This window comes from Candidatus Rhabdochlamydia sp. W815, assembly GCF_018642185.1.
Taxonomy (GTDB): domain Bacteria; phylum Chlamydiota; class Chlamydiia; order Chlamydiales; family Rhabdochlamydiaceae; genus Rhabdochlamydia; species Rhabdochlamydia oedothoracis.
Genome location: NZ_JAAVTY010000012.1, coordinates 1 through 22,866, shown reverse-complemented (window position 1 = coordinate 22,866; position 22,866 = coordinate 1). Strand labels below are relative to the sequence as shown.

Here is a 22,866-nt window from a genome sequence, read left to right as displayed (position 1 = left end):
TTGTGTTTGATTGTTAAAAATCACAATAGAGATTCTTTCATCGCCTGCCTATTCTTTTTTTAATTCTTCTGTGCACTTCAAACTTGAAAAGACTTGAATTTTTGTTTTAGATTCTTTAAATAATCGAAAGTCATGACGCTTACCATTAGTAAATGCAGTGCAAAATAACCTTCTGACTCTTTTTGTCTACTATCACTTGACTTTTTAACGTATGCCTTTCAATTATAGATAATCTTATGGGATCTTCCTCCAAACCTTTTTTTAAAAGATTCTGCTTCTTTTAAGATATCTACCATCTTTTCAAATGTGGCTCTTTTTACTCCTGTTAATCGACGAAACTCTTCGTTCTTAAAATCCTTTAAACAATCGTATTTCATGACAAATACTTTTTAAAAGTTTAATCATTTTATAGATTATCTACAAGTTATGCAAGAGATCTATTAATTCGACCAGAGGAGGAGCTATTTCATTTTTGCTATTTTCAATAGCGGTTTTCCCAGATATTTGAAATAGTTGTTTATAAAGATTTATACTTGTATTTATGTTATATTTTTTGTGATATTCCATCAAATAGGGTGAATAATCAGTTTTTTTATAACGCATAATTGTATGAGCAAGTTCTATAGGATTACCTATTGTAAACATTTGTAAGCAATTAGGAGCATATTTTGCTAATTCAAAAAAAGCTAAGTTTTGAGAAAAAATTGTATTGGAATTAGTTTCTAGAGATAGTGAAGCAATAGCTGAGCCCCCTTGATTCACTTCTAAATAGGGGAGTACATTAAAGTCACAGGCTAATAATGCTTTTAAAAAAGATTCGTCATTTAACATTCCGCAAAATTTTACTCTATCCTGAAAATCGTAATGCCTGATTAGGCTTATCAAGGAATGTACATATTCATTGATAGACTCACTATTTTTTATTGTATGGGGGTGCTGTCCTCCAAAAATAAGCACTTCATAATTAGAAGGTAAATAAGATAGAGCTTTTATAACTGTTTTATGTCCTTTGTATTTATTGAGAAACCCAAAGATACCTATATAGATCTTATCCTCATCAAGATTATGGGCTTGGCAAAAGCTCTTCTTTGTTACTGTTTTAGCTAAAGATTCAATATATTCTTGTGTATAAAAACATAAGGGATGATCAAAAATAGCATGATAATTATACTTAATAGCAATTAAGTTTCTATCTCTTTGAGTGTGAACAATAATGGGAATATTATTTTCTTTACATAGCTTAATGATCCGGTGATAAAGCGATGCATGATAGTTATTGGCTAGAACTTTTAAGTAATTAGAAAATAGTAATTTAATATTTCCTGAAAGAATGCATTTTCCTATAAAGGCAAGATTAGGTAATGTTTGGATTGCATCATAACGGTGCATGGTTATAACGATTCTTTTACAAGCTTTAGTAATTGCAATAAATCGCTTCCAGATCAATGCAGTACTGGAACCAAACAACCCCGCTTCAAATTGAATATTTACGTAGTCATAATTTTTGAGCTTTTCACACAGGATTTTTATATAAGCACTTGCGCCTTTAGGGTCTGCCTTTCTAAGAAGGTCTACGTTTAAAGAAATTACTGAAACATTAAAATGGTCGGAAAATGCTGCCACTAAAGCTTTTGTATAACTAGCATTTCCACATGTTTCATTATAGCTACTTATAATGCAAAGTTTTGATTTAGTATCTTCCATTTTAATAGCCTCTAATTGCATTTTTTTCATGCATTGATGTAAACCAGTCCAGGGTTTCTAATAGACCCTTTTCCATAGAATAAATAGGCTCATAGCCTAGAGTTTTTAAATAAGTTAGATCTATTTCGTAAAACTTTCTTCCATTAGGCATCGCAGCATCCCATATAACCTTATCTTGCATTTCAAAGTGGTTTGCTAATAAATCTACTACTTCTTTTATGGAAGCGCTTCTTCCAGAGGCTACGTTAATAGGCCCTGTATACCTATTCATGATTAAAATTAAAGCCCGTGCCATGTCTTTAGAATATAAGAAATCTCTCTCTGCTGAACCATCTCCCCAAATGGTTACTTGCTCATGGCTTTTTTTAGCTTCGTAAAACTTTCGTACTAATGAAGGAACTACATGGCCAAATTTGCTATCAAATTTATCATTTGGTCCAAAAAGATTTGTAGAGATAACATATGCAAAATCAAGCCCATAATTTTCTTGATAAGCTAACAAGTGCGCAAGCATTGTGCGTTTTGCATGACCATAGCTATTCTCGGATTGGTGAGGAGGTCCGTTCCAAATGTTGTTTTCTTTCAATGGAATCTCTGTTGGCTCTGGATAGGCAGCAATTGTTCCCATTGCAACAATTTTTCTCACACCAGAAAGTCTACTAGCTTCAATTACATGAGTGTTGAGCAAAACATTATCAAGAAAAATAGAGCCTTTTTTTTTCGCGTTCCCTCCAATACCGTAGACAGCCGCTGCTGTGTGAAAAACCACTTCAGGCTTAGTATTTTGGAAAAACAATTTTACTTCTTGGTAGTTTGTGAGATCGCATTGCTCTCTTGTTAAAGAGATAAGATTTGTATAACCCTGCTGATATAATTCTTCTATTAATGAGGTTCCTACAAGACCTTGCGCACCTGTTATTAATATTCTGCTATTTAACATGATTTACCTCTTCAAATGATATAATAGATCCTTTTTCGAGTCGGATGACCTTATTGCAAAATTCTTTAATCATTTGATGATCATGTGTAGAAAGCACTACGATATCTGTTTGGTGGATTAGGCTTGTAATGCGAGCTTTAGCTTTTTCTATGAATCGGGAATCTCCAACACTCACTACTTCGTCTATTAATAGAATGTCAGAACGAATGCTTGTGATAATACCAAAAGCTAAACGCACTAGCATTCCAGAAGAGTAGCTTTTAAGAGGTATATTTAAAAATTCTCCCAACTCTGAAAATTCTTCAATACTTGGTATGATATGTTCTATTTCTTGTTTAGAAAGACCTAGGAGAAGTCCGCGGATTATAATATTTTCATAGCCAGTAAGTCCTTGATCTATTCCTGTCATGATGTCAAAAAGACAGTTAGCCCTGCCCAAAATCCTTAGATGACCTTCTGTAGGTTCATAAATTTGTGCTAAAACTTTTAAGAGGGTTGTTTTCCCTGCTCCATTATGTCCGACTAAACCCAGACGATCTCCTGCTTTTAACTTTAAATCTATATTCTTTAATGCTTCGATTTTTACAATCCTTTCATTTTTATTAAGCCGTCCTCCTGTTGCTAAATTAATTATACTATTTTTTAAAGAACGAGAATTTGTTCCATAAACAGGATAGGTCAATGCTACTTTTTCTAATTCGATAGTAGTCATATTTAATCAACCCAAAATGATATACGAGATTTTACGCGTCCAAAAAGGTTTAGGCTAAATAATATACCAATGAGAGCTATGCTCACATTGATTAGCCAAACATGAACAGTGGAATTTATGCCTAAAAGAGGTTGGCGTATAAGCTCAATGAAATAAACAAACGGATTAAACTTTACTATGGAAGAATCTTGCCCTAGTAATTTAGGCATCCATGTAATAGGAGTAATAAAAAAAAGAATCTGTATACAACTATTAATGATTTGCGTCATATCTCGATAACGCGTACTGATTAAAGCTACGAGCAAGCATATCCAATACAGATTGATAGTTAGTAGGAGCATCCCAGGAATCACCCATAAAATATTCCATCCAGGGTTGATTTTAAAAAACCACATAACCAGACAATAAACGATTAAATTATGAGCTAAAATAATCAGATTTCTGCTTAAAAATTTCAAAACATATAAACTATATGGCAATTGCATTTGTTTAATGTATCCGCTATTGGATCTAAACAGGTCTGTTGATTCATTAATACTACTAGAAATAAAAGACCACAGTAAAAAACCTGTCGTGAAGAAAGGAATATAATCGGCTAAGCTTTGATTCAGCAATTGACTAAAAATTTTTCCCATAGCAACGATGAAGATTAACATGCTGATGCTAATCCACCAGGGCCCGAGAACAGAGCGTCGATAGCGCTGTTTGACTTCTAATAATCCCAAGTGAAGCCAGATGCTATATTGAAGACTAGCTTTTTTCAAGTCCAACATGGCTATATCTAAATACTTCATTTGCACCGCTCTTAAAACTTACAAATGTTTTTAAAAAAAAATTTACCAATTAGGTTGAATAATGGCGTTATAAGCTCTTTTATCTATATAAATTAAGTTATAATTTAGTAAAAGTCAATAGAGAAAGAGAAAATGTGTAGAATATAGTGGTTCCGATTCAATCGCATAGAAAAATATAGGATTAACGACAAGTTTCAAGTCGTTGACTTGAATCTCATTAAGCTAGCCGTTTGAATTGGCACGACTATATACGATTGAATCGGAACCACTATATATTTATTGCTAGTCTGTGGATCAACAGGAGTCATGACGATTAGTTACTTGAGAAGCGGTTCTTTTTGTATAAAATTTTGTGCACAACCATGGTTTTTTTGAATATCCCGCCATTTTTTAATCATTTCTGCAGCAATGGGAGCAGCTTCTTTACCACCGGATTTGCTAAATGGTAAGTACACTATAACGACAAGTTCTGCTCTATCTCTCATCTTTTGATGTTTTGGAAGAAAAGAGATACCTGCGAACCAACTATGGTCTACTTTAAAAGCAGAGGTTTCTGCATCAATGGTAGATTTATAAAGAATCTCTGCTGTGCCTGTTTTCCCAATAAGTTGCCCTCCTTGCAGCTCTAAGTAGGTTTTTTTCCATTCAGGATGGCGATTAAGGCAGCGAATGATAGAGGGCCTAGCGCTGCCTTTTTCTCCATTAACCACTTTATACATTCCTTCAAGAAGCATGTTCCGTACTGGGTCTGGTAAAGGGATTTGTTGTTTGGCACATGTACTATTCATCCAAATATGCGGCTTTTGTTCTTCTTTTAAACAAGAGGTGAATAAAGGAAAATGAATACCAATCAGTTTTAAATGTTCTTGTAAGGGAAATTGTTGGATAGAAAAAGGATCGCTATATTCACGTAAACGTTCTTGTCCCGCTATTAATTGCACGATTTTTGGTTTAATAACATAGCCTTTATTGGCGATTGTAGAAAGCATAACGGCTGTTTGCAGAGGAGTTACTGTTAAAGAGTGTTGCCCAATTGCAAAGGCATACAATCCTGTGCGATTGAATGAAAGATCATTGGGTAGCTGCCCAGCAAATTCTCCTGTTAGCTCAATCCCTGTCTTCTCTCCAAATAGAAAATTTTTTGAGGTCTGAATCAGAGTTTCTGGGTCTTGAATATGTTCGCTTGCTAGTAGAGAAAAATAAATGTTACTTGAGCTTTCAATCGCTCTTAATAAATCTGTTTTTCCTATATTGGGGTTACTACTGCGTGCAAGCCTACCTTGTTTATATAGGCGATTAATAGGCAAACCTTCTTGTGTGTAACCTAAGATTTGTTCATTACTATTGGGATTGGCGTGCCACTGAATTTGATCGGTTAAAGTAAGCGGATTTAGATCCTTGTCTTGTTCTAAACGCTCCATTAAAGTTTGATAGGCAACGAGTAGTTTGAACACCGAGCCAAGTGGAGTTGCTTGACGGTATGCATAAGATTTCCCATACCCATATCCATTAGCAGGATAAAAAGCTGCGGCTAAGTGTTTTTCTAGCTGTTGTTTATTACTTGTCCTAAGGCCTCTATAGCGCCCTAGTAGAGGGCGATTGAGCTCATTAAAACTACGCATTGTTTTTAAAAATTCAGATTGCAGAGTAAGCGGTAAAGAAGAAAGGGTTTTTTTGAACTCCTCTCTACATTTCTGAATAAGGAGGTTCTTTTCTCCCTCTTTGGTTGCGCGCTCTAAGTAGGGAATTAAATGAGCTTCTGTTGTTTCTATAGATTCAAGAAGAATACTTTGGAAAATGAAAAAACGGTTTTTTTTCCAAAAGGTAGTAAAGAGATTTTTTTCTGCTAGGTCTAAGTATTCGGTATAAGGTTTTGCCCACTTTTTTTGACTCCTTTCCTCTTGTCTTTTTTGTTTCAGAAAACTAGCAAAGTGTTGTTCACGCCAAACAGAAAAATCTAATTCGTGAAACCATTGTTTAGCTTGCGGTAACAAAAAACGTTGAATTTGAGAAGAGAGCTGGTTCAGCGTGTAATAATCGGATACTTTCAGATGGCCAATTGCTTGTAATAATTCAGGAGAAAAAGCTTCTTCATTGACCAATAGGCGACATAAATCTAAAAGGAGAAGTTTATCATCATTATGTTTTATCTCTACTAAAAAAGAGTCTAATGTTGTTTTTAGTTGTTGTAGAAGAAGGGTTTTTTGGATTTTTATTTTCGCATCAAGTGGAAACCTAGAAGCTCTATGAGGAATTGTGTTATATAATGTTGCAAGTAGATGGGGATAACTTGTTTGTTGCGATAATTCTAGTAGCTGTTTAGTTGTTTTTTGAAGGGTACATGCTGCATGTAAACTATCAACTTGATTAAAACAATTTTTAATTTCGCTTTTGGAATCTAGAATTGCATTTAAATAGTGATCAAGGCACAGGTGTAACTTCTCTTGATAAAACCGACTGGTGAGAGGGTCTATTCTTTCTCTTTCAAGATCTTGACAACCGTCCCATATATCGGCGATTAAACTTTCATTTTCCAACCATTTTAAAACAGCAGATGATCCGCTAACAAAGTCATTGGGATCAAACCTAGGATAAGAAGCAAAAGCCAAAAGCTCTCCTGTGTTTGGTTCGATAGCTACGATTGCTCCCCCTTTAATCCACGGTTGTTGCAGTGTGATTTCCTCTACTGAATCGCGCTCTTTTTCATAAATTGTTAATAAGCTTTCTGCAAATTGTTGTAGTTCTTGAGAAATTGTTAGTATAATTCTTTGTCCTGGGGTAGCTTCTCTACCATTAGGAAGAGAGCGTAATAGATTTCCTTTAGTGTCAACTTCATAGGTTTTTTCTCCAATATAACCCCTTAGTTCGGCGTCATACACAGCTTCTATTCCTGTTTTCCCTATCAAATCGTTAATCGTATACGCTTTTTCTTGAAGGATTTGCAATCGTTCTCGAACCTGCAAAGGATTAGTAAATCCTTTAGGAAGAATGCAAATTTCATCCGATTCTCTTAAAAAGAGATACTCTTTTAAATATTTTAATTCTTCCGCTATGTTATAATATTCTTTTTGGTTAATTGCGCTCATATAACCAATGACATCGCAGGCGGTTTTCCCGTGGGGGTAAAACCTTTTTGATCTTTTTTCTGCATAGATCCCAGCCCAGTCTTTTTCTAAAAGTTTAAGTCGGTAGTACGCTTGCTCTGAAATGTTTTTTTTAATAACGAATGGCGTATGTGGAAAAAGAGAAGCTTTGCCATGGATAATATCTTCAATTTGCAAGGCATCCATTTGCAGCTCTTTTGCCAAAAGTAAAGAAAGTTCTTTAATAAATAACAGACGTTTATATACACGAACTAGTTTACCTTCTTTGTTTTTCTCCCATTTAAGACGGGGAACTTGGCGAATATCGGCATAGCGAATAGAAGCGTCGTATTGGATTTTATTAGTTGCTAGGGGAATATTAAACCGATCTCGAATGGTAGCGCGTTCAACTCTTTCAATGACAAGTTTTTGTTTTGGTTTAAGCGCTTCTAGCTTTTTTTCCTCATGCTGAATAATAGCTAAGTACCAGACTCTAACGAAGATCAGAAATAAAGCTAAAATAATTATATTTAAAACGCGGTTTACTTTTTCCGGTATTGTATACATAAAATACTCTAGCTCTTGCTAGCTTGAATCATACTCAATCTTAAGACTTGTCGCAAAGAAAAGGATGCGTTTTTTTATGGTCTTCAACTTTTAGTTGAAAAAAAAAAGACTTCTGGGGAGAATTACAGTCGTAAACTTTAAGCGCCTGTAGTTCAATGGTAGAACAGTAGCCTTCCAAGCTACTTGTGTCAGTTCGATTCTGATCAGGCGCTTTCTTATTTTCAATTTAAATTTTAACCAAGACTGAAATTCTTTTAAAAGAATGCCGTCGTCACACAAGGGACAAAGCTTGGAACAGCAAGAACAATATAAAGAAGTTACTATTAAAACACTTCTAGAAAGTGGCGCTCATTTTGGGCACCAAAGACATCGTTGGAATCCGAAGATGAAGAGGTTTATCTTCGAAGAGAGAAATGGGATCTATATCATAGATCTTTCTAAAACACTGCAACAGATCCGCAATGCAATTCAAGTTGTCATGAATACGGTAAGCAAGCGCAAATCTATTTTGTTTGTAGGTACAAAAAAGCAAGCTAAAAACCTTATTCGTGAATGTGCAAAGCAGTGTGGAGAATTTTATGTTTGTGAGCGTTGGCTAGGCGGAACACTAACCAATTTAACAACTATCCGTCAATCTATTAAGAAACTAGAGCGCATTGAGAAGAAAATCGCGCTTAGTGCAGATGATCTGACCAAGAAAGAGCTTTCCTTATTAACAAAGGACCAGATTAAGCTGGATCGAAACTTCTCAGGAGTTCGCTCTATGAGAAAGCCTCCTGGATTATTAATCGTAGTAGATCCAAGTCGTGAGCATATTGCAGTAGCAGAGGCTAAAAAATTAGGCGTTCCGGTTATGGCCTTAGTGGATACAAACTGTAACCCAGATCCAATTGATTATATCATTGCTTGTAACGATGATGCTTTAAAGAGCATTAAACTCATTTTAGAAGCATTAACACAAGCTATTTTGCAACGCAAACAAGAATTAAAACTCACTACAGCTAAAGAAGATGTAGAAGAAGAAATTCCTTCTAAAGAAGAACAAGAAGGAGCTAAGTAATAACTATGAGTAAAATAGCTGCTGAATTAGTAAAACAATTGCGCGATCGTACAGGCGTAAGCATGAGCAAATGCAAGGAGGCGCTTGAGAGTGCCAATAGCGATATGGATAAAGCGATTGAATTCTTGCGTAAAGCAGGTATAGCTTCTGCTGTCAAGAAAGAAGGTCGCGATGCAAACGAGGGCTTAATTGAAGTTGATGAAGAAGAAAATGCGTTGGTTTTGGTTGAAGTAAATGCCGAAACGGATTTTGTTGCACAAAATGCCAAGTTTAAGCAATTCGTTCAAGAGTTAATACATCAAGCGATTCTAACAAAACCAGTTTCTGTAGCGGAGCTGATGCAGTTATCTTATGTGAAAGATCCTTCGCTTACTTTAGATCAATATAGATCTTTAATAGTGCAAAGCTTGGGGGAAAATATCCAAGTAAGGCGCCTATTAATTATACCCAAATCCTCAGATGTTTCTGTAGGATTCTATAGCCATATGAGAGGAAAGATTGTCTCCGTAGTTGTGCTTACAGGAGGAAAAGGGCACGAAATTTTAGCTCGTGATATTGCTATGCACGTAGCGGCGGAAGCTCCTGAATATTTATCTCCCGAAGAAGTTCCGGATAAAGTTAAAGCAAAAGAAAAAGAGATAGCGCGTAGTCAAGTGCAAAATAAACCTCCTCACATTATTGATAAAATTGTCGAAGGAAAATTGGAAGCATATTATATGGAAATGTGCTTAACTCGTCAAAAGTATGTTAAGGACAGCTCTATGACAATTGCTATGTTGCTCGATAAAGAGAGCAAAGAATTGAAGCACCCTATAGGGGTTCAATCATTTTATCGCTGGAAAGTAGGAAACTAAATGCATAGGCCCGCTTACAAAAGAGTTCTACTTAAATTATCAGGAGAAGCTCTGATGGGTGGGCAAACATTTGGTGTTGAACCGGCGGCATCTTCCCTGATTGCACAAATGATTAAACAAGCTTATGATCTCAAATTGCAATTGGGGATTGTAATTGGTGGAGGCAACATATTTCGAGGAGCCCAGGCTAAAGCTTTTAATTTTGAAAGAACTCCAGCTGACCACATTGGAATGTTATCCACTACAATCAATGGACTGGTTTTACAACAATCTTTAAAGAGCATTGGAATTGATACTCATGTTATGAGTGCTCTTAATACAGATGTTATCGTTGAAAAATATAACTGGAAACAAGCTTTGGCTTATTTAGAGAACAACATACCGGTAATTTTTGTTGGCGGAACAGGCAATCCTTATTTTACTACAGATTCTGCAGCTGCTTTGCGCGCTATTGAGATGAAGTCAGAGATTTTGCTTAAAGCAACAAAAGTTGATGGAATTTATGACTGCGATCCAAAAAAGAGCGCTAAAGCCAAAAAATTTAATCGATTAACCTATGCAGAAGTTTTGGTAAAAAACTTAAAAGTAATGGACTCTACAGCAATTGCGTTATGTGCTGAAAATAAAATTCCTATTTGCGTATTTGATTTATTTGACCCAACCGCCCTACTAAATATTGTGTGTGGCGAATCTTTAGGTACATTAGTAACAGGAGACAAGTCATGAGTATAGTTAAGCAGACTGAATCAAAAATGAAAACCTCATTAGAGCACTTCAAAGATGACTTAAAAAGTCTGCGTTCTAATCGTGCAAATCCTGCTATGCTAGATAGTGTTTTTGTGGAAGCCTATGGCTCAAAAATGCGCATCAAAGAGTTAGCTTCTATCACAACTTCAGAAAGCAGACAAATCTTGATTTCTCCTTTTGATCCACAGATTCTGCAATCGATTGCAAAAGCGATTGAAAAAGATCATTCCTTGAATTTAAGACCTGTCATAGAAGGAGAGCAGATTCGAATAAACATTCCTCCTATGGATGGATCAATGCGTGAAAAACTTGCTAAGCAGGTTGATACAAAAACCGAGGAACAGAAAATTACTATTCGTGGTTTTAGACAAAGCGGTAATGAATCTATTCGTAAGCAAAAAGTAGAAGGATTAATTACCGAAGATCAAATGAAAAAAGATGAGAAAGAAATACAAAAACTGACCGATACTTTCTGCAAAGATATCGAAAGCATTGCTAAAGCTAAAAAGCAAGAATTGATGACAGTTTAGTGTTGCAAGAAATAAATGCGGTTAGTAAAATGACTGCTTTTCTAGGGCCCCATCGTCTAGCCCGGTCTAGGACATCAGGTTTTCATCCTGGTAACAGGGGTTCGAATCCCCTTGGGGTCAACACGTTATTTGAGACTTTAGCTCAGTTGGTAGAGCATCTCACTTTTAATGAGAGGGTCGATGGTTCGAGTCCATCAAGTCTCAATTCCTTAACTAGTTATCCTGTTCAACCAAGAACTCCAAAACGCAAGATTGGGAACATGTTTACTATCTGCAAATGCAAGAATAAAAACGGTACAGTGTATGCTGTGTTATTATTGGCATCAAAAGCTATCATACAGTCTGCAATCACTTCGAGCGTGAGCAAGAAGCTGACGGCTGGGCAAAAGAAACAGAACACCGCATCAAGCTTAGTCAATGCTGATCTCCTCCAGCGCATGGAGATCGACGACGCTCTTTCTATGCTGCTGCGCTATTCTAATCTCGATGCCAAGAACAGTAAAAAATATAGTAGTGCCAATTCAAACGGCTAGCTTAATAGGGTTCAAGTCAACGACTTGAAACTTGTCGTTAATCCTATATTTTTCTATACGATTGAATCGGAACCAATATATACCGATCTTATTGCTGAGAGAATTGCAAAATGAAAGACAGTGAAGAAAGGGCATGTTTACTAATAGAAGAATTTTATAAAAATATCGATGAAGTTTTTCTCGGATATTTTGTCTCTTTAATAGCCCCAGAAACATGGCGCTCAAAGTTAGACCAAGAAGCTAAGGAATATAAGCACCTATGGATAGCTGAGATAGGTTTGAATGACGAAGAAGCAGAAGAAGCGGCCCATATATTGAGCGATGGTGAGTTTCACATATATAGTGATTCCGATTCAATCGTATATAGTAGTGCCAGTTCAAAAGGCTAGCTTAATAAGTTTAAAATCAATGACTTGAAACTTATTATTAATCCTATATTTTTCTATGTGATTGAATCGAAACCACTATATACAACGACCTCAAAGATGCAGAAAATACTTAGTCCAGGCATTTCAAGCAAAGAACGCAATTAAGATCATATATGACAGTTGGGAGAATACATATCGCCCCCAACTGAATGAGCTACTTGGCAAAAAAATCAAAGGGAATATTTGGGGCGATCTGCGTTATTTGCGCAATTCAATAGTTCATCGAGATTCGCGAGCGATCAAGGATATAAAAAAGGCGGAGCTCATTACAAATTTTGCGCCTGACCAAAAAATCACTTTGACACACGAGATCATGGCTAAAATTTGGCATGAGATTGAAAATTGGTATACAGAATTTCAGCTAAAATATCGAACAGATCTCAAGAGAGGGAGTATAATATGCAGAATCGACATCCCCGGTGGGAGAGTCAGAACCTTCGGTTTATCTGATCTAAAACATGCTATCCGAGTGTTCGGTATCAGGTGCTCAAAAAAGAATTAGGTTTAGCCATCTCAGAGAAATGATCTTGTCACCTTTTTTTAGACAGCAAGAACACGAATACTTTGCTGATTCATCCATCTTGTTTCAAATTCTTGAGGAGGCATATACCCTAAAGTAGAATGAGACCTCTTTTTGTTGTAAAACACTTCTATATTCAAATAAGCTATCCATAGCTTCTTCTTTTGTTTTAAATTTACAAAAGTTAGCATGCTCTGTTTTTAAGCTGTGAAAAAAGCTTTCTACAACAGTATTATCGTAACAGTTTCCTTTACCACTCATACTTAAAATAATTTCATGTTAATCGGTTTTTCTCTTGAAATCTTCACTTATATATTGAGAACCACGATCAGAATGGTGAATCAAGCCAAAATAAAGGTGGCAGTAGATACTAGCTATCAAGGCTTGCAAAAGGTGCATACTCAAACGATGTTACCCAAAAAGAAAGGTAAAAAACAGCCTCTGACAAAGGAAGATAAAAATGGGAATACGGCTCTGGCTAAAGAACGTGTTCTTGTAGAGAACGTGATAGGAATGTTAAAGCGGTTCAAAATAATTTCAGACAGCTATCGGAATAGGAAAAAAAGATTTAGATTACGCTTCAGTCTTTTGGCAGGATTGTACAACTATGAATTTAAAATTTAGGTTTCAGAAGAACTCTAATGACATCATACTCTGGGGCAGTGGCATATTTTGGTACATTAGCGATACACTGATTTTCAATTTTTTCCGTTTTTAACACGCAAAAACCGGTAGTATTCTTCATCGAATTTTCCTATATTAATACCCATAAAGGTTGACTGTAGCCAGTTAAAGGGAATATCGTCCTCATTTTTAATAAGAGGGTCATTGGTTCAAATCCAACAAATCTCAACGGTTCTTTTTAAGGCAACTTCTAGCATATTTATTCAAAACATAATAAACTTAAGCTTTGATTTCTTAAGGAAAATAGATATGTATATTTCCGCTTTTCCACCTGAGAACTTTCTTCCCAGTGTTCAAGTAGTTGCTTGTTTTTGCTGTTGGCAAGAACGCTTTCTTTTTCTTTTGCGTCAGCCAGATAAGTTACAAGGGAGTACTTGGTGTTTACCTGGAGGTAAGGTAGAACAAGAAGAAACCCTGCAAAAAGCCATTTATCGAGAAGTATATGAAGAAGTAGGAATTACGCTTATCCAAGAACATAGTTTTTTTTGGAAAAGCTTATTTGTGTGTGTGCCTCATATGGAATATACACTGCATCTTTTTCACGCAGATCTTAATCAAAAAAATTTTTGTATTAACTTAAACCTAACCGAGCATAGTAAATATCGTTGGTTATCTTTAGAGCAAGCTAAGAAGCTTCCTTTAATTGAAACGGGTCAAGAACTTATAGCAATCTTTGAAAAAGATTTTAAAAGAAGCTGCTAATTTCCGTAGAAAATAGTGTTTTTTATGTTTAAATTCTTTTGTATTTTTCTAATTAATGGATCTATTGTTTTTTCTTGCTTACAAGAAGAATCTCCAGATGCTTCGCTGATTACAGAATATGTCGAAGACATTATGATATCTATTGATAAAACCGTAGAAGAAATCATAGCTATCCCTTCTTATCAACAGACGTTTGAAAACACCATAAAACCGTGTGTTGTTTTAACCGAAGATCTATTTCATGCCTTTATGTTGCTTTATACGTTAAGAGAGGAAAGGACTCTACAAACAGTAGTCGATTGGGAATTAAAAAAATTAAATAGTTTTCTTAAGACAGAAGTTTTTGATAATCCTAAATTTCAGCAGTCTTTACTTATCTATCTAGCAACTATGTTAGATGAGAATGGGACTCTAAATGCTTATAAAAGATGCTTAATCTAACTTAGCAACAAGATTAAAAAATTATATGTTTAAACTAAATTTTTTTATATATCTATTGTTAGAGACTGAAAAATAAAATATTTTTTAAGGAAGTTGTTTTGATGGTAAAACGAATTTTGACTATTTTAATTTTTTTTTCAATAAGTTGTTATGCAGATTTCTCTTATGATTTAGCAATTCTAACTATACCAAAATCTGGTACCCATCTTTTAGAAAAATCACTTGGTTTAATCACTAGACAAGAATTTAAGCTTGGTCAAACTGTATTAATAAATGGAAAACTCGTGCTTTTTAATCATTTGTGGCCAGAAATGAATTCAGTAATATACAACCAGAACAAATTTAAAGTTATTTTATTTCGAGATCCAAGAGATGCACTCATCTCACAGATGTTTTGGATGGAAAAACAAAAAACATGGCCAGGCGCAACTAAAAATCAAATAGATGCATTTCTTTCTATGCCAGAGTATGAGAAGATCAATTTTCTCATAGATATACCAGTAGGGATGTTTTATTATTTTAATCTTTGCTCTGAATTGCTTGATGATTCTCAAGTTATAGCTTTTCGTTTTGAGGATTTAGTTGGTCCAGAGGGTGGTGGTTGTCGATTACGGCAAGAAGAAACTTTGAAAAAGCTGGCTTTAATCCTTGGACAGGCAATAACCACAAACGAAATTACAGAAATTGCATTACAGCTATTTGGTAATACAAAAACCTTTCGAAAAGGGCAAATTGACATTTGGAAACAGTATTTTAGCGATGAACATAAAAGTCTATTTAAAAAAAAGATGGGAGAGTATCTCATTAAGCTAGGATATGAAAAAGATAATCAATGGTAGATTCTATTTAGATCTCTGTAAAGTAGGGAATTTATCGAATATCTTCCATTTTTCATTCCACTCTTGCCATTTAGTAAAAATAGGTTGAATGCAACCTTTCCATAGCCCTCCTGCGACACAACACTTGATTGCCTTGTTTGTTAGTCGATTTACCAATGCATTTAAAACAAACCGAGCAGCGGGGTGAGACTTATCAATAAGAATTCTGGCGTATTTAGCTGTGTTATTTGCTCTTTCTATACAGGCTTCTACAGAAATGCGTTCTGGTTCGGGAGTATCGGAAACCAAAAGCCTTTTTAATGCATAAGAACAAAGCTTTACTGAATAATGCTTTTCTGAGCACCCTGTGCATTTATGGGCATCTAAGAACTCCTCTATAGAATTTACAACTGCATTAAAATTTTCTAATTGATCGATATTTGCATAAACAATAGCTAATCCAAAAAGAGAGCGAAAGTGTAGATTGATATTATCTTCTGCATTTTGTGAAAGTTGATAACCTACTTCTAAATCATTTAATGCAAGATCATAATTTTGGCATAGTAGATAACTTTCTGCACGATTAATGTAGCAATCTGCTGAGCCAAGATCGGCAATTTGTGCTGTTTCAAAATCAAGGACCTCTTGGACCGAATTAAAATCAGCGAGAGTTTGAGCATAGATCAGCTGCCATAAAACTGACAAAAGAAAGATCAAGATAAATTTTGGTGTTTTCATAAAACGAGCTTCTTTTTATTAGAAGAGTGAATTTTTCCTTGTAGGGTAACGCTATAAAATTTTTTAGATCAATAGATTTCTTGCATAACCCCTTATTTTAAAGCTTTCATTTATAGATTCCTATCTTAACAAAAGCATTTCCAGCTATATCGCTTAAACAATCATATCTCATGGATTAAAATACTTTAAAATTTTAGATTGCTTATTGGTTATGCAAGAGATCTAATATCTAAAGAGTCAAAAGGCGTTTAAAATCAGTGCTTATATATTATTCATTTTATTTTTAAAAAATAAAATGAATAATATAACTCGAGAATACACAGGAGTTGTTTATGTCCAAAAAGAAAATATATTGGATTTGGAAGATTTTAAGTTTTGCTTTTTTTTGTTATTTACTTTCTGTTCATGGGCAGGTAGATGATAAAATGCTCGAAATAGCAACCTTTGCTGGAGGTTGTTTTTGGTGCGTGCAACATGATTTTAGTCAAATTGATGGGGTAATATCTACAACGGTGGGCTATACAGGTGGGCATAAATTAGATCCTACCTATAAAGAAGTCTCTTCTGGGACCACAGGTCATCTAGAAGCTGTACAAGTGGTTTATAATCCACAAAGAATCAGCTATGAGAAACTTTTAGATGACTATTGGAAAATGATTGATCCTACAAGAAATAATGGACAGTTTTGTGATTCTGGACCTCAATATAGACCTGTTATTTTTTATCATAATTTAAGCCAAAAACAGGCTGCTGAAAGATCAAAGCAAGCGCTTGTTCAGTCAAAAAGATTTCCTCAGGTTTTGGTACAAATTTTGCCAGAAACCACTTTTTATGCAGCAGAGGAGTATCATCAAAATTATTTTAAAACACATTTTATACGCTATAAATTTTACTATTATAGATGCGGAAGAGATAAACGACTTAAAGATCTTTGGAATTCGGCTTGAATTTCACTTCGATAAGGCTACCTGTAATACAGGATTTAAGGCAGTTAAGAATGGCTTCTGCTACTTCTTCTGTAGAAAGTAGGATAGAAGGATCTTCTCTGGGGAATTCTCGATGGCGCATAGCTGTAGCGGTTCTTTGTGGGGCAATCGCATTGATATAAAGATGAGAGTATTCTTCTGCTAGTCCTTGTGTAAAGTTCACAATGGCAGCTTTGCAACTGGCATAAATGGTATAGTTTTTTCTGCCACGAGAATAGCTGGAAGAGGCCATATTGAGAATATGACCTTGCGGTTTTATTTGAGCATATTTGCAACAGAAGAGTACACTGGTTAAATTAGCTGCGACGATCTCTTGAATTTCTTGTTCTGAAAGTCGTATAAAAGGTTTTTTTATAAAAAATCCAATACTATTAATTAATCCATCTACTGAACCAAAATCATTAAAAATATCTGTAAATACTTTTTCTACATCACTAGGGCAACATAAATTAGCAGGATAGCTTTTAGAAGATCGAGATACATCGATTGCTTTCGCACCCTCTTTTTCTAAGCTTTTAATAATTGCCTGTCCGATCCCTCCAGATCCTCCCGTAATAATATAACGTTTATTTTTTAGTGTTTTTAGGCTAGACTTTGTATCAGAATATTGTAGACGAAAAATTTGCTCTGCTAAAAATAAGTCTAACTCTGTTGTGATTTTAATATTGTACTCACTTCCTTCTGTAATGAATACTTGATGATCTTTAGCAAGCACAAGAGAGCAATCATCAGAACTGTTTTTTTGGATAGCATTTAAGTGAGCTTCTAAAATAAGAGCATAGGAAAAACTCTGTGGGGTTTGTCCTCGTAGGTATTGACTACGAGGAGGGATTGCATGAATTTGCTTTAAATCCATTGTATGAACAAGAGTGTCACTACAGGTAATGCAAGTATCAACAGCTTTATGCAGGCTAGCAAGAGAAATATTTTTTTGTAAAATTTCTTTGCTGACAAAAGGCCTGACTGCATCGTGAATCACAACAATTTCCGTATGAGAAGGACAAGCTAATAATCCTTTCAAAGAAGATGCCTGGCGGTTTGATCCTCCTGCAATCACATAAACCTGATCATTAAAAGAAGTCTCTTTTTGGATTTGTTTGATATATTCAGGTGCACAAACCAGAATAATACGGGAAAAAAGTTGCGTATTTAAGAATTTATCTAAGGTGTGGTGATAGATCTTTTTTCCAGATAAGCGATGAAATTGTTTCGGGATTTGGCTGCCAAATCTAGTTCCAGATCCAGCCATGAGAAGAATTGCTACAATCATGGTTTTAAATGCTTAAAGCTATTCCTTGCAGCTGTTTATGTAAGAACTCTGCGCGTTTTCTAGCGCTTTCTTGAGGATCTGAAAGGGCTGTATTACAAATATAAGTCAGATGAGCGCGTCTACATGTAAATAATAGATTATTAATGGTTTTTTCAGAAACTCCTTTAACCCAGTTGAGTTCTAAACCAAGCTTAATTAAGCTTAAAGCATTTAGCGCTTCTTTTTCTTGTATTTGGTAAGAGTGTAAAAGAAGGCCATAAGCACGACTTATCTGATCTTTAATTTCTGAGTTGCCTTTTTCTTTTAAATGGGTGCGTAATGTCTTTTCTAAAGCCATAAAATTCATAATTGTCGTATGTAAGGAATAGAGAATTGTTTCCTCATTTATACCTAATGTATAGACATTGCTTAAAATAATAAGATCGCCGATTAACTCTTCTAATGTACCTGACATGCCTATAGCATATATATTTTCTTGTTGGCTTTTAGTTAGTAGTTCTTGTAGCTGTCCACAGTGAATAATAGCGGGTAGATGTAAATAAGCATGTACTCTAAGAGCTGTTCCTGAATGTTGAGGATAAGAAGTTAAAAAACCAAATTTATGGGAGAAAGAGAAATCAAGAGTTTTATTTAAATCCGTTTCTATTTGATTGAGCCGATTCCAGGTTGTTTCCCATTCTCCTTGATAATCAACACAACAGATATGTAAATGATCCTCTTTATTAATTTGCACAAAGAATAACCCATTCTCATCAAGAACAAATCCTTGATGAGAATGGGTATTAGCCAGATTTTCTAAAAATAAAAAATGTTCAAATAAAAATTCCTTGTCAAGAGCAGAAAGTTGGGTATTTTTTAATGCAATGGATTTAGGCAAACAAGAAGATAGACCATTACATAAGATGCTATAAACCCTTTCAAATTCATCATCGAGCATTTTTGCAGGGAAATGATAGCTAGCTAGATTACGACTTAAGGAAAAACAAGTAGCAGGCCAGATGGCATTTGTTTGATTTTCCCAAGGGGTATGAGAAAAAAGAGTATTTGGTAAGTTAGATTTTTCCATCAGAGTTGTTTTTTCCAATTAGGGTATTAATTTGATCGCGAAGCCAGGCTGCTTGTTCATAATTTTCTTTTTTCAAAGCATCGTTTAATGCTTCGTTTAAAGCAACAAGGCGGTTAGAAGAGGGGATTTTAGCTGATTTGTTAGGAGACTTCCCTAAGTGCAAAGTTTGATTTTTACAGTTTTTGGTTACTTTTAGCATTTGTAAAGGGATTTTTCCCATAGAAGTTAATTCTGTAACTAAGATATCTGCAAAAATTGCATAACATTCGCTACATCCTAGAGGGTTTCCCATTTTAATAGACTCTAAAGTGGTGCGGCAGCTCCCACAACACATTCCAGTTTCTGCATGGCTTTCATGAAAGGCTGCCTTGTTGGAATAACCATGTAATTTTTGTTCTAAAATAGGACAAGTAGCACACATCTCATTACACGTAACCGAAGTATCAAGTATTTCTTTATAGGTTACAGCAATAGGTTTTTTACAGTGAATACATTCAATAGGTCTTTCAGCCATCTAAGTTAAATTCCTTTTTTTTAGATTCTAGGTAAGATAGGTAAAGCTAGTCAACTATTGTTTTTACTGTAGATCCTTGCGGTGTTATAAGTACTAAAAAGAAAGCAACAACCATTAAAGAACTCATAATATATAGGGTAGAAATAATGGGTTGCATGGAAACCGTTTTAGAAATCAACCCAGCCCAAGTAGGACCTAAATTTGCAATACACCAGGCAGAGCCCATTAATAGAGCAGAAATAGTGCTTGGATGTTCAGATAAACATTGATTTGCCCATGATACAACTAAAGGATTCATTGTTCCAATCATTCCACCTAAGCAAGTGAGAAATATCACTGTTTTCCAAGAGGGAATAGAAGACTGCAGCAAGAAACTGTAAAACAAAAATAGCGCACTTATGATTACGGTTAGTAGTACGTATTTGCAATTATACCTATCGCATAGATAACCCGTAATAATCATACAAACAGCTCCCCCTAATATAAAACAAAAATGAGCCCCTCCTTGGCATAGCCAAATATGACATTCTTTTGTTTGCATAAGATCAGGAAGCAAAAAGATAAAAGCTGCTGATAGTGTTACATTAGCAATTTGGATTAAATATAAAGGCAGTAATAGCCTCTTGTGTTGTAAGAAGAGCTGGAGGGCTTGTTTAATAGAAAAAGGAGTTGTTTCTATTTTTGCATCTAAGGGATAGAAAAGTAAGAGAATCAATAAGATCAGAACAGGGATGTAAAAAATCAGAGCATGACCATTAAAAAATGCAATCGTTTTTATAAAGGTAAGTTGAGAAATAGCAAGACCAATTGCTCCTGAAGAAGAGAATAAAAGAATATAACGTCCTTTATGATTCTCTGATAATTTGCTTGCAAAACCAACTGCAGCAGGATGAAAGGAAGAAGAACCAAGCATCATCAAAAGAAGTAGACAAAAAGAAAAAAATAGATGGTCGGTAAATGTCATCCATAGAATAGATGAAGCAAGTCCAAGCCCTAACATCATGATTACCTTGCGATGTCCTCGATCGGATGTATAGCCAAAACCCAGTTGTAGAGATTCTCCCATAAATCCACTTATGCCTGCAAGAATACCTGCTTTAGTCAAATCAATATGGAATAGCGTTTTATAGATAGGCCAAATGCCCGTAAAGAAATCAAGAATTAAATGGCTACACCATAAGAGGCATAAGCTTCTGCACAAAGTAGGTTTGAAACAGTAATTCATAAGCTCAAAAAAGCCTTGTTTTTTGCAGCATAAAACAGGATTGTAATATTTCTCTATAGCTAATTCATAATAGACAAAAAATAACTGAATCTATAGGTTTTATTTAAAGATAAGAATTAATAAATCAAAAAATGAGGATTGTCATGAAAAAGCAGAAAGTTTTTATTTTAATAGCTAGTTTAGTGATATCTTATTCTTCGCTTGAAGCTGCTTTTCAGCAAGAGACGCTTATTGCGAAACTAGGTGCTAAAGGCCAAAGTATCCACATACAAGAACTAGCAAACAAACAAGAAGCAGAAAGACAAAAACAATCCAACGCTGAAAGAGCAGAAAAACAAAGAATCGCTAAGCAAGAAGAGCATAAGACAGATCGATTAAAAAAGCAGGAAATAGAAGAGCAAAGAAAGTTGATCCAAAAGCTAGAAGTGGATGAGGATCATTTTATGACTGATTCCATTCCTGTTTCCGAGGAAAGATAATGATTCATAAAAAAACCTAAGGACGATTATGAAAAAACAAATGTTATTTCTTTTATCAATTAGCGTAATGGCCGTTTATTCTCCTTTATATGCTGAGTCATCTCTTGTGGAAAAAGCAATTGAAGTGCCTGATTTATCTATTGATGAAAAAGTATTTGTTGCAAAATTAAGCGATGAAAATCGTAGGATATTTATTCATCTAGAAAAAAAGCAGAGAGAATCTATCATTACTGCAGTAAAGAATGGATTGGATCCTGACAAAGCTGTTCAGCATTTGATAGAACCAATGAGTATCGAAAATTGTGCGGTAGATATGAAATTGAGTAAATAAATCCCAAAATAGCCTGGTTTAAAATCCAGGCTGTATTGCAAAAGGATAGCTGAAGAATAGAAAATGAAATATACTAAAGCCAAAATGACAGAAAATACTCGCTTCAATTGCTTGAGTCCAACGATAAATTACTCCGTAGAAAAGACTTGCACAGAAAGTAAGCACTATTGCAACGAAGTTGGGAGACCACCCAATGTGTAGAAGAGCAAATAAAATAGAGGTAATGATAATGCTACAGCCTGTGCCTAATGGTTTTGATCCAAATGCTTGATCTAATTCTTGTTGAAAAAACCCACGAAAAAATGCCTCTTCTGGAATAGAGACAAAAGTCAAGTTCTGAATAACCCAAATCAAAAAAACAGATGGTATTTTAGGATCAAAGGTAATAGCTTTTAAATAATAAGAAATAGCAGTTAAAATTAAGATCATTAGTGTTAATAACGGTGCAGCTTTTTTTATCAATCCCCAAAGATTTTTTTTAGATTCGATTAAAGGCAATAGGTAAACGAGCACAAAAAGACCAATAAAGGGCTTATCAAAATTTAGCCATAAGGTTAATGGATAAGAGCTGTTGCTAATCGTCAAATCAGAAACAATTTTCCAATTAGCAAAACCTGGTAAGAAATGCATAAATAAAGAGATAGAAATAAAAACAGCAGTACCAAACAGTAAAAAGCGAATGGAAGGATTCGTGGTTTTTTTCAAAGCGTATTGGCAAATACCTAATAAAATAATAGGAATTAAAGATGCAGTTGTTGCTATATGTGTATATAAAGCTAAAAAATAAGCAATGAATAAAAAAATAGCCCAAAGCCACTTCTTACAAACCCATAAACTCATTAAGCTTACACCTAGAGTAAAAAAACATAAGGTGAAAAGTGGGTTCTCTTTAAATATCTCGTAACTAAAAGAACTTATTTGCATAACTCTCCTTGATCTTCCTCGGCCCTTTCAACCTTGAAGTGCACAAAAAAGAACATATAAATACTTGAAAAAACATCTATTGTGCACCCGAGCATAGCATGTTTGTAGATAATCTCGTAAACACTTCTAGTGGAGTTTCGAAGTTGAGAGCCTTTCTAGGTCTGTTATTTAGTAAAGTTTCCACCCTTTCTATATCCTTGGAAGTCGTATCTAAAA

Annotated in this window: 24 protein-coding genes, 3 tRNA genes and 3 pseudogenes; 16 read left to right on the top strand and 14 right to left on the bottom strand. The window is 34.9% G+C overall.

Going from position 1 to position 22,866, the window contains the following annotated elements; translation table 11 throughout:
* Nucleotides 1–96: 96 nt before the first annotated feature.
* The 7 genes and pseudogenes from RHOW815_RS09275 to RHOW815_RS01940 all read right to left on the bottom strand — a co-directional run.
* Nucleotides 97–220: pseudogene (locus RHOW815_RS09275) on the bottom strand (IS5/IS1182 family transposase); the annotation flags it as partial.
* The gene (locus RHOW815_RS09270) at nt 219–377 is read right to left on the bottom strand and encodes a hypothetical protein (protein WP_434062191.1); all 159 of its coding nucleotides are present in this window, start codon (nt 375–377) and stop codon (nt 219–221) included. The pseudogene RHOW815_RS09275 and the gene RHOW815_RS09270, both read right to left, overlap by 2 nt.
* A 40-nt stretch (nt 378–417) precedes the next feature.
* Nucleotides 418–1,704, bottom strand: a complete 1,287-nt coding sequence (locus RHOW815_RS01960) for a glycosyltransferase (protein WP_215216693.1) — start codon at nt 1,702–1,704, stop codon at nt 418–420.
* 1 nt (nt 1,705) lies between these two features.
* Nucleotides 1,706–2,644, bottom strand: a complete 939-nt coding sequence (locus RHOW815_RS01955) for an NAD-dependent epimerase/dehydratase family protein (RefSeq protein ID WP_215216692.1) — start codon at nt 2,642–2,644, stop codon at nt 1,706–1,708.
* Nucleotides 2,634–3,356, bottom strand: coding sequence for an ABC transporter ATP-binding protein (locus RHOW815_RS01950; RefSeq protein ID WP_215216691.1), 723 nt, complete (start codon nt 3,354–3,356; stop codon nt 2,634–2,636). The genes RHOW815_RS01955 and RHOW815_RS01950 overlap by 11 nt, the downstream gene beginning before the upstream one ends.
* Before the next feature lie 2 nt (nt 3,357–3,358).
* On the bottom strand, nt 3,359–4,150 hold the full coding sequence (locus RHOW815_RS01945) for an ABC transporter permease (protein ID WP_215216690.1): 792 nt from the start codon (nt 4,148–4,150) through the stop codon (nt 3,359–3,361).
* A gap of 317 nt (nt 4,151–4,467) precedes the next feature.
* The gene (locus tag RHOW815_RS01940) at nt 4,468–7,800 is read right to left on the bottom strand and encodes a penicillin-binding transpeptidase domain-containing protein (RefSeq protein WP_215216689.1); all 3,333 of its coding nucleotides are present in this window, start codon (nt 7,798–7,800) and stop codon (nt 4,468–4,470) included.
* Nucleotides 7,801–7,941: 141 nt separating this feature from the next.
* Between RHOW815_RS01940 and RHOW815_RS01935 the strand changes: the two genes are divergently transcribed.
* From RHOW815_RS01935 to RHOW815_RS01895, 9 genes are all read left to right on the top strand, one after another.
* Nucleotides 7,942–8,012: transfer RNA gene (locus tag RHOW815_RS01935), tRNA-Gly, on the top strand.
* Nucleotides 8,013–8,089: 77 nt separating this feature from the next.
* On the top strand, nt 8,090–8,860 hold the full coding sequence (gene rpsB / locus RHOW815_RS01930) for a 30S ribosomal protein S2 (protein WP_245397535.1): 771 nt from the start codon (nt 8,090–8,092) through the stop codon (nt 8,858–8,860).
* 5 nt (nt 8,861–8,865) lie between these two features.
* On the top strand, nt 8,866–9,714 hold the full coding sequence (tsf, locus tag RHOW815_RS01925) for a translation elongation factor Ts (protein ID WP_215216687.1): 849 nt from the start codon (nt 8,866–8,868) through the stop codon (nt 9,712–9,714).
* On the top strand, nt 9,715–10,440 hold the full coding sequence (gene pyrH / locus RHOW815_RS01920; RefSeq protein WP_215216686.1) for a UMP kinase: 726 nt from the start codon (nt 9,715–9,717) through the stop codon (nt 10,438–10,440). It abuts the gene before it with no gap.
* A complete protein-coding gene (gene frr, locus RHOW815_RS01915; protein WP_215216685.1) occupies nt 10,437–10,991 on the top strand; it encodes a ribosome recycling factor in 555 nt (184 codons plus the stop codon). The genes pyrH and frr overlap by 4 nt, the downstream gene beginning before the upstream one ends.
* 45 nt (nt 10,992–11,036) lie before the next feature.
* Nucleotides 11,037–11,111, top strand: a tRNA-Glu gene (locus RHOW815_RS01910).
* A gap of 11 nt (nt 11,112–11,122) precedes the next feature.
* Nucleotides 11,123–11,195 (top strand) — tRNA-Lys (locus tag RHOW815_RS01905).
* A gap of 56 nt (nt 11,196–11,251) precedes the next feature.
* On the top strand, nt 11,252–11,524 hold the full coding sequence (locus RHOW815_RS01900) for a hypothetical protein (protein ID WP_215216684.1): 273 nt from the start codon (nt 11,252–11,254) through the stop codon (nt 11,522–11,524).
* Nucleotides 11,525–11,634: 110 nt separating this feature from the next.
* Entirely contained in the window at nt 11,635–11,913 is a 279-nt protein-coding gene (locus tag RHOW815_RS01895; protein WP_215216683.1) for a hypothetical protein, read from the top strand.
* Nucleotides 11,914–12,492: 579 nt separating this feature from the next.
* On the opposite strand, the pseudogene RHOW815_RS09265 reads toward RHOW815_RS01895, so the two are convergent.
* Nucleotides 12,493–12,820, bottom strand: a pseudogene (locus RHOW815_RS09265) (IS3 family transposase); the annotation flags it as partial.
* 3 nt (nt 12,821–12,823) lie between these two features.
* Between RHOW815_RS09265 and RHOW815_RS01885 the strand changes: the two are divergent.
* The 4 genes and pseudogenes from RHOW815_RS01885 to RHOW815_RS01870 form a co-directional block, all read left to right on the top strand.
* Nucleotides 12,824–13,096, top strand: a pseudogene (locus RHOW815_RS01885) (transposase family protein); the annotation flags it as partial.
* Nucleotides 13,097–13,405: 309 nt separating this feature from the next.
* Nucleotides 13,406–13,858 (top strand): NUDIX hydrolase, encoded by a 453-nt coding sequence (locus RHOW815_RS01880; protein ID WP_215216680.1) that lies wholly within the window; start codon nt 13,406–13,408, stop codon nt 13,856–13,858.
* Between the two features lie 24 nt (nt 13,859–13,882).
* Nucleotides 13,883–14,299 carry a hypothetical protein gene (locus RHOW815_RS01875; RefSeq protein ID WP_215216679.1) on the top strand — a complete coding sequence of 139 codons (417 nt, stop codon included), beginning with the start codon at nt 13,883–13,885 and terminating at the stop codon, nt 14,297–14,299.
* A gap of 98 nt (nt 14,300–14,397) precedes the next feature.
* Complete coding sequence (locus RHOW815_RS01870; protein WP_215216678.1) at nt 14,398–15,138, top strand: sulfotransferase family protein; 741 nt, start codon at nt 14,398–14,400, stop codon at nt 15,136–15,138.
* Nucleotides 15,139–15,141: 3 nt separating this feature from the next.
* On the opposite strand, the gene RHOW815_RS01865 is transcribed toward RHOW815_RS01870, so the two are convergent.
* A complete protein-coding gene (locus RHOW815_RS01865) occupies nt 15,142–15,855 on the bottom strand; it encodes a tetratricopeptide repeat protein (RefSeq protein WP_215216677.1) in 714 nt (237 codons plus the stop codon).
* Nucleotides 15,856–16,187: 332 nt separating this feature from the next.
* On the opposite strand from RHOW815_RS01865, the gene msrA reads away from it, so the two are divergent.
* On the top strand, nt 16,188–16,802 hold the full coding sequence (gene msrA / locus RHOW815_RS01860) for a peptide-methionine (S)-S-oxide reductase MsrA (protein ID WP_245397538.1): 615 nt from the start codon (nt 16,188–16,190) through the stop codon (nt 16,800–16,802).
* On the opposite strand, the gene RHOW815_RS01855 is transcribed toward msrA, so the two are convergent.
* Genes RHOW815_RS01855 through RHOW815_RS01840 form a run of 4 tightly spaced genes read right to left on the bottom strand, consistent with a single transcriptional unit; the run spans nt 16,777 to nt 20,916 of the window.
* A complete protein-coding gene (locus tag RHOW815_RS01855; RefSeq protein WP_215216676.1) occupies nt 16,777–18,111 on the bottom strand; it encodes a bifunctional cytidylyltransferase/SDR family oxidoreductase in 1,335 nt (444 codons plus the stop codon). The genes msrA and RHOW815_RS01855 overlap by 26 nt on opposite strands.
* Nucleotides 18,112–18,115: 4 nt before the next feature.
* Entirely contained in the window at nt 18,116–19,177 is a 1,062-nt protein-coding gene (locus tag RHOW815_RS01850) for a protein arginine kinase (RefSeq protein WP_215216675.1), read from the bottom strand.
* A complete protein-coding gene (locus RHOW815_RS01845; RefSeq protein ID WP_215216674.1) occupies nt 19,164–19,691 on the bottom strand; it encodes a UvrB/UvrC motif-containing protein in 528 nt (175 codons plus the stop codon). Before RHOW815_RS01845 ends, RHOW815_RS01850 begins: the two co-directional genes overlap by 14 nt.
* A 46-nt stretch (nt 19,692–19,737) precedes the next feature.
* Complete coding sequence (locus RHOW815_RS01840) at nt 19,738–20,916, bottom strand: MFS transporter (RefSeq protein WP_215216673.1); 1,179 nt, start codon at nt 20,914–20,916, stop codon at nt 19,738–19,740.
* A gap of 143 nt (nt 20,917–21,059) precedes the next feature.
* Here RHOW815_RS01840 and RHOW815_RS01835 point away from each other — a divergent pair, with 143 nt between their 5' ends.
* Nucleotides 21,060–21,395: a hypothetical protein gene (locus RHOW815_RS01835; RefSeq protein ID WP_215216672.1), complete on the top strand. Its 336-nt coding sequence runs from the start codon at nt 21,060–21,062 to the stop codon at nt 21,393–21,395.
* A 28-nt stretch (nt 21,396–21,423) separates the two neighbouring features.
* Nucleotides 21,424–21,726: a hypothetical protein gene (locus RHOW815_RS01830; RefSeq protein ID WP_215216671.1), complete on the top strand. Its 303-nt coding sequence runs from the start codon at nt 21,424–21,426 to the stop codon at nt 21,724–21,726.
* Nucleotides 21,727–21,744: 18 nt separating this feature from the next.
* Here RHOW815_RS01830 and RHOW815_RS01825 read toward each other — a convergent pair whose 3' ends face one another.
* Nucleotides 21,745–22,650 (bottom strand): CPBP family intramembrane glutamic endopeptidase, encoded by a 906-nt coding sequence (locus RHOW815_RS01825; protein WP_215216670.1) that lies wholly within the window; start codon nt 22,648–22,650, stop codon nt 21,745–21,747.
* Nucleotides 22,651–22,866: the final 216 nt, after the last annotated feature.

What these genes read in the sequence shown, in the direction of transcription:
- tsf (WP_215216687.1), top strand. Translation starts at nt 8,866, where the DNA reads ATGAGTAAAATAGCTGCTGAATTAGTAAAACAATTGCGCGATCGTACA.
- RHOW815_RS01945 (WP_215216690.1), bottom strand. Translation starts at nt 4,150, where the DNA reads ATGAAGTATTTAGATATAGCCATGTTGGACTTGAAAAAAGCTAGTCTT.
- RHOW815_RS01865 (WP_215216677.1), bottom strand. Translation starts at nt 15,855, where the DNA reads ATGAAAACACCAAAATTTATCTTGATCTTTCTTTTGTCAGTTTTATGG.
- RHOW815_RS01835 (WP_215216672.1), top strand. Translation starts at nt 21,060, where the DNA reads ATGAAAAAGCAGAAAGTTTTTATTTTAATAGCTAGTTTAGTGATATCT.
- RHOW815_RS01895 (WP_215216683.1), top strand. Translation starts at nt 11,635, where the DNA reads ATGAAAGACAGTGAAGAAAGGGCATGTTTACTAATAGAAGAATTTTAT.
- RHOW815_RS01830 (WP_215216671.1), top strand. Translation starts at nt 21,424, where the DNA reads ATGAAAAAACAAATGTTATTTCTTTTATCAATTAGCGTAATGGCCGTT.
- RHOW815_RS01840 (WP_215216673.1), bottom strand. Translation starts at nt 20,916, where the DNA reads ATGAATTACTGTTTCAAACCTACTTTGTGCAGAAGCTTATGCCTCTTA.
- RHOW815_RS01880 (WP_215216680.1), top strand. Translation starts at nt 13,406, where the DNA reads ATGTATATTTCCGCTTTTCCACCTGAGAACTTTCTTCCCAGTGTTCAA.
- RHOW815_RS01850 (WP_215216675.1), bottom strand. Translation starts at nt 19,177, where the DNA reads ATGGAAAAATCTAACTTACCAAATACTCTTTTTTCTCATACCCCTTGG.
- RHOW815_RS01955 (WP_215216692.1), bottom strand. Translation starts at nt 2,644, where the DNA reads ATGTTAAATAGCAGAATATTAATAACAGGTGCGCAAGGTCTTGTAGGA.
- msrA (WP_245397538.1), top strand. Translation starts at nt 16,188, where the DNA reads ATGTCCAAAAAGAAAATATATTGGATTTGGAAGATTTTAAGTTTTGCT.
- RHOW815_RS09270 (WP_434062191.1), bottom strand. Translation starts at nt 377, where the DNA reads ATGAAATACGATTGTTTAAAGGATTTTAAGAACGAAGAGTTTCGTCGA.
- RHOW815_RS01875 (WP_215216679.1), top strand. Translation starts at nt 13,883, where the DNA reads ATGTTTAAATTCTTTTGTATTTTTCTAATTAATGGATCTATTGTTTTT.
- RHOW815_RS01950 (WP_215216691.1), bottom strand. Translation starts at nt 3,356, where the DNA reads ATGACTACTATCGAATTAGAAAAAGTAGCATTGACCTATCCTGTTTAT.
- pyrH (WP_215216686.1), top strand. Translation starts at nt 9,715, where the DNA reads ATGCATAGGCCCGCTTACAAAAGAGTTCTACTTAAATTATCAGGAGAA.
- RHOW815_RS01855 (WP_215216676.1), bottom strand. Translation starts at nt 18,111, where the DNA reads ATGATTGTAGCAATTCTTCTCATGGCTGGATCTGGAACTAGATTTGGC.
- RHOW815_RS01825 (WP_215216670.1), bottom strand. Translation starts at nt 22,650, where the DNA reads ATGCAAATAAGTTCTTTTAGTTACGAGATATTTAAAGAGAACCCACTT.
- RHOW815_RS01900 (WP_215216684.1), top strand. Translation starts at nt 11,252, where the DNA reads ATGTTTACTATCTGCAAATGCAAGAATAAAAACGGTACAGTGTATGCT.
- frr (WP_215216685.1), top strand. Translation starts at nt 10,437, where the DNA reads ATGAGTATAGTTAAGCAGACTGAATCAAAAATGAAAACCTCATTAGAG.
- RHOW815_RS01940 (WP_215216689.1), bottom strand. Translation starts at nt 7,800, where the DNA reads ATGTATACAATACCGGAAAAAGTAAACCGCGTTTTAAATATAATTATT.
- RHOW815_RS01845 (WP_215216674.1), bottom strand. Translation starts at nt 19,691, where the DNA reads ATGGCTGAAAGACCTATTGAATGTATTCACTGTAAAAAACCTATTGCT.
- RHOW815_RS01960 (WP_215216693.1), bottom strand. Translation starts at nt 1,704, where the DNA reads ATGGAAGATACTAAATCAAAACTTTGCATTATAAGTAGCTATAATGAA.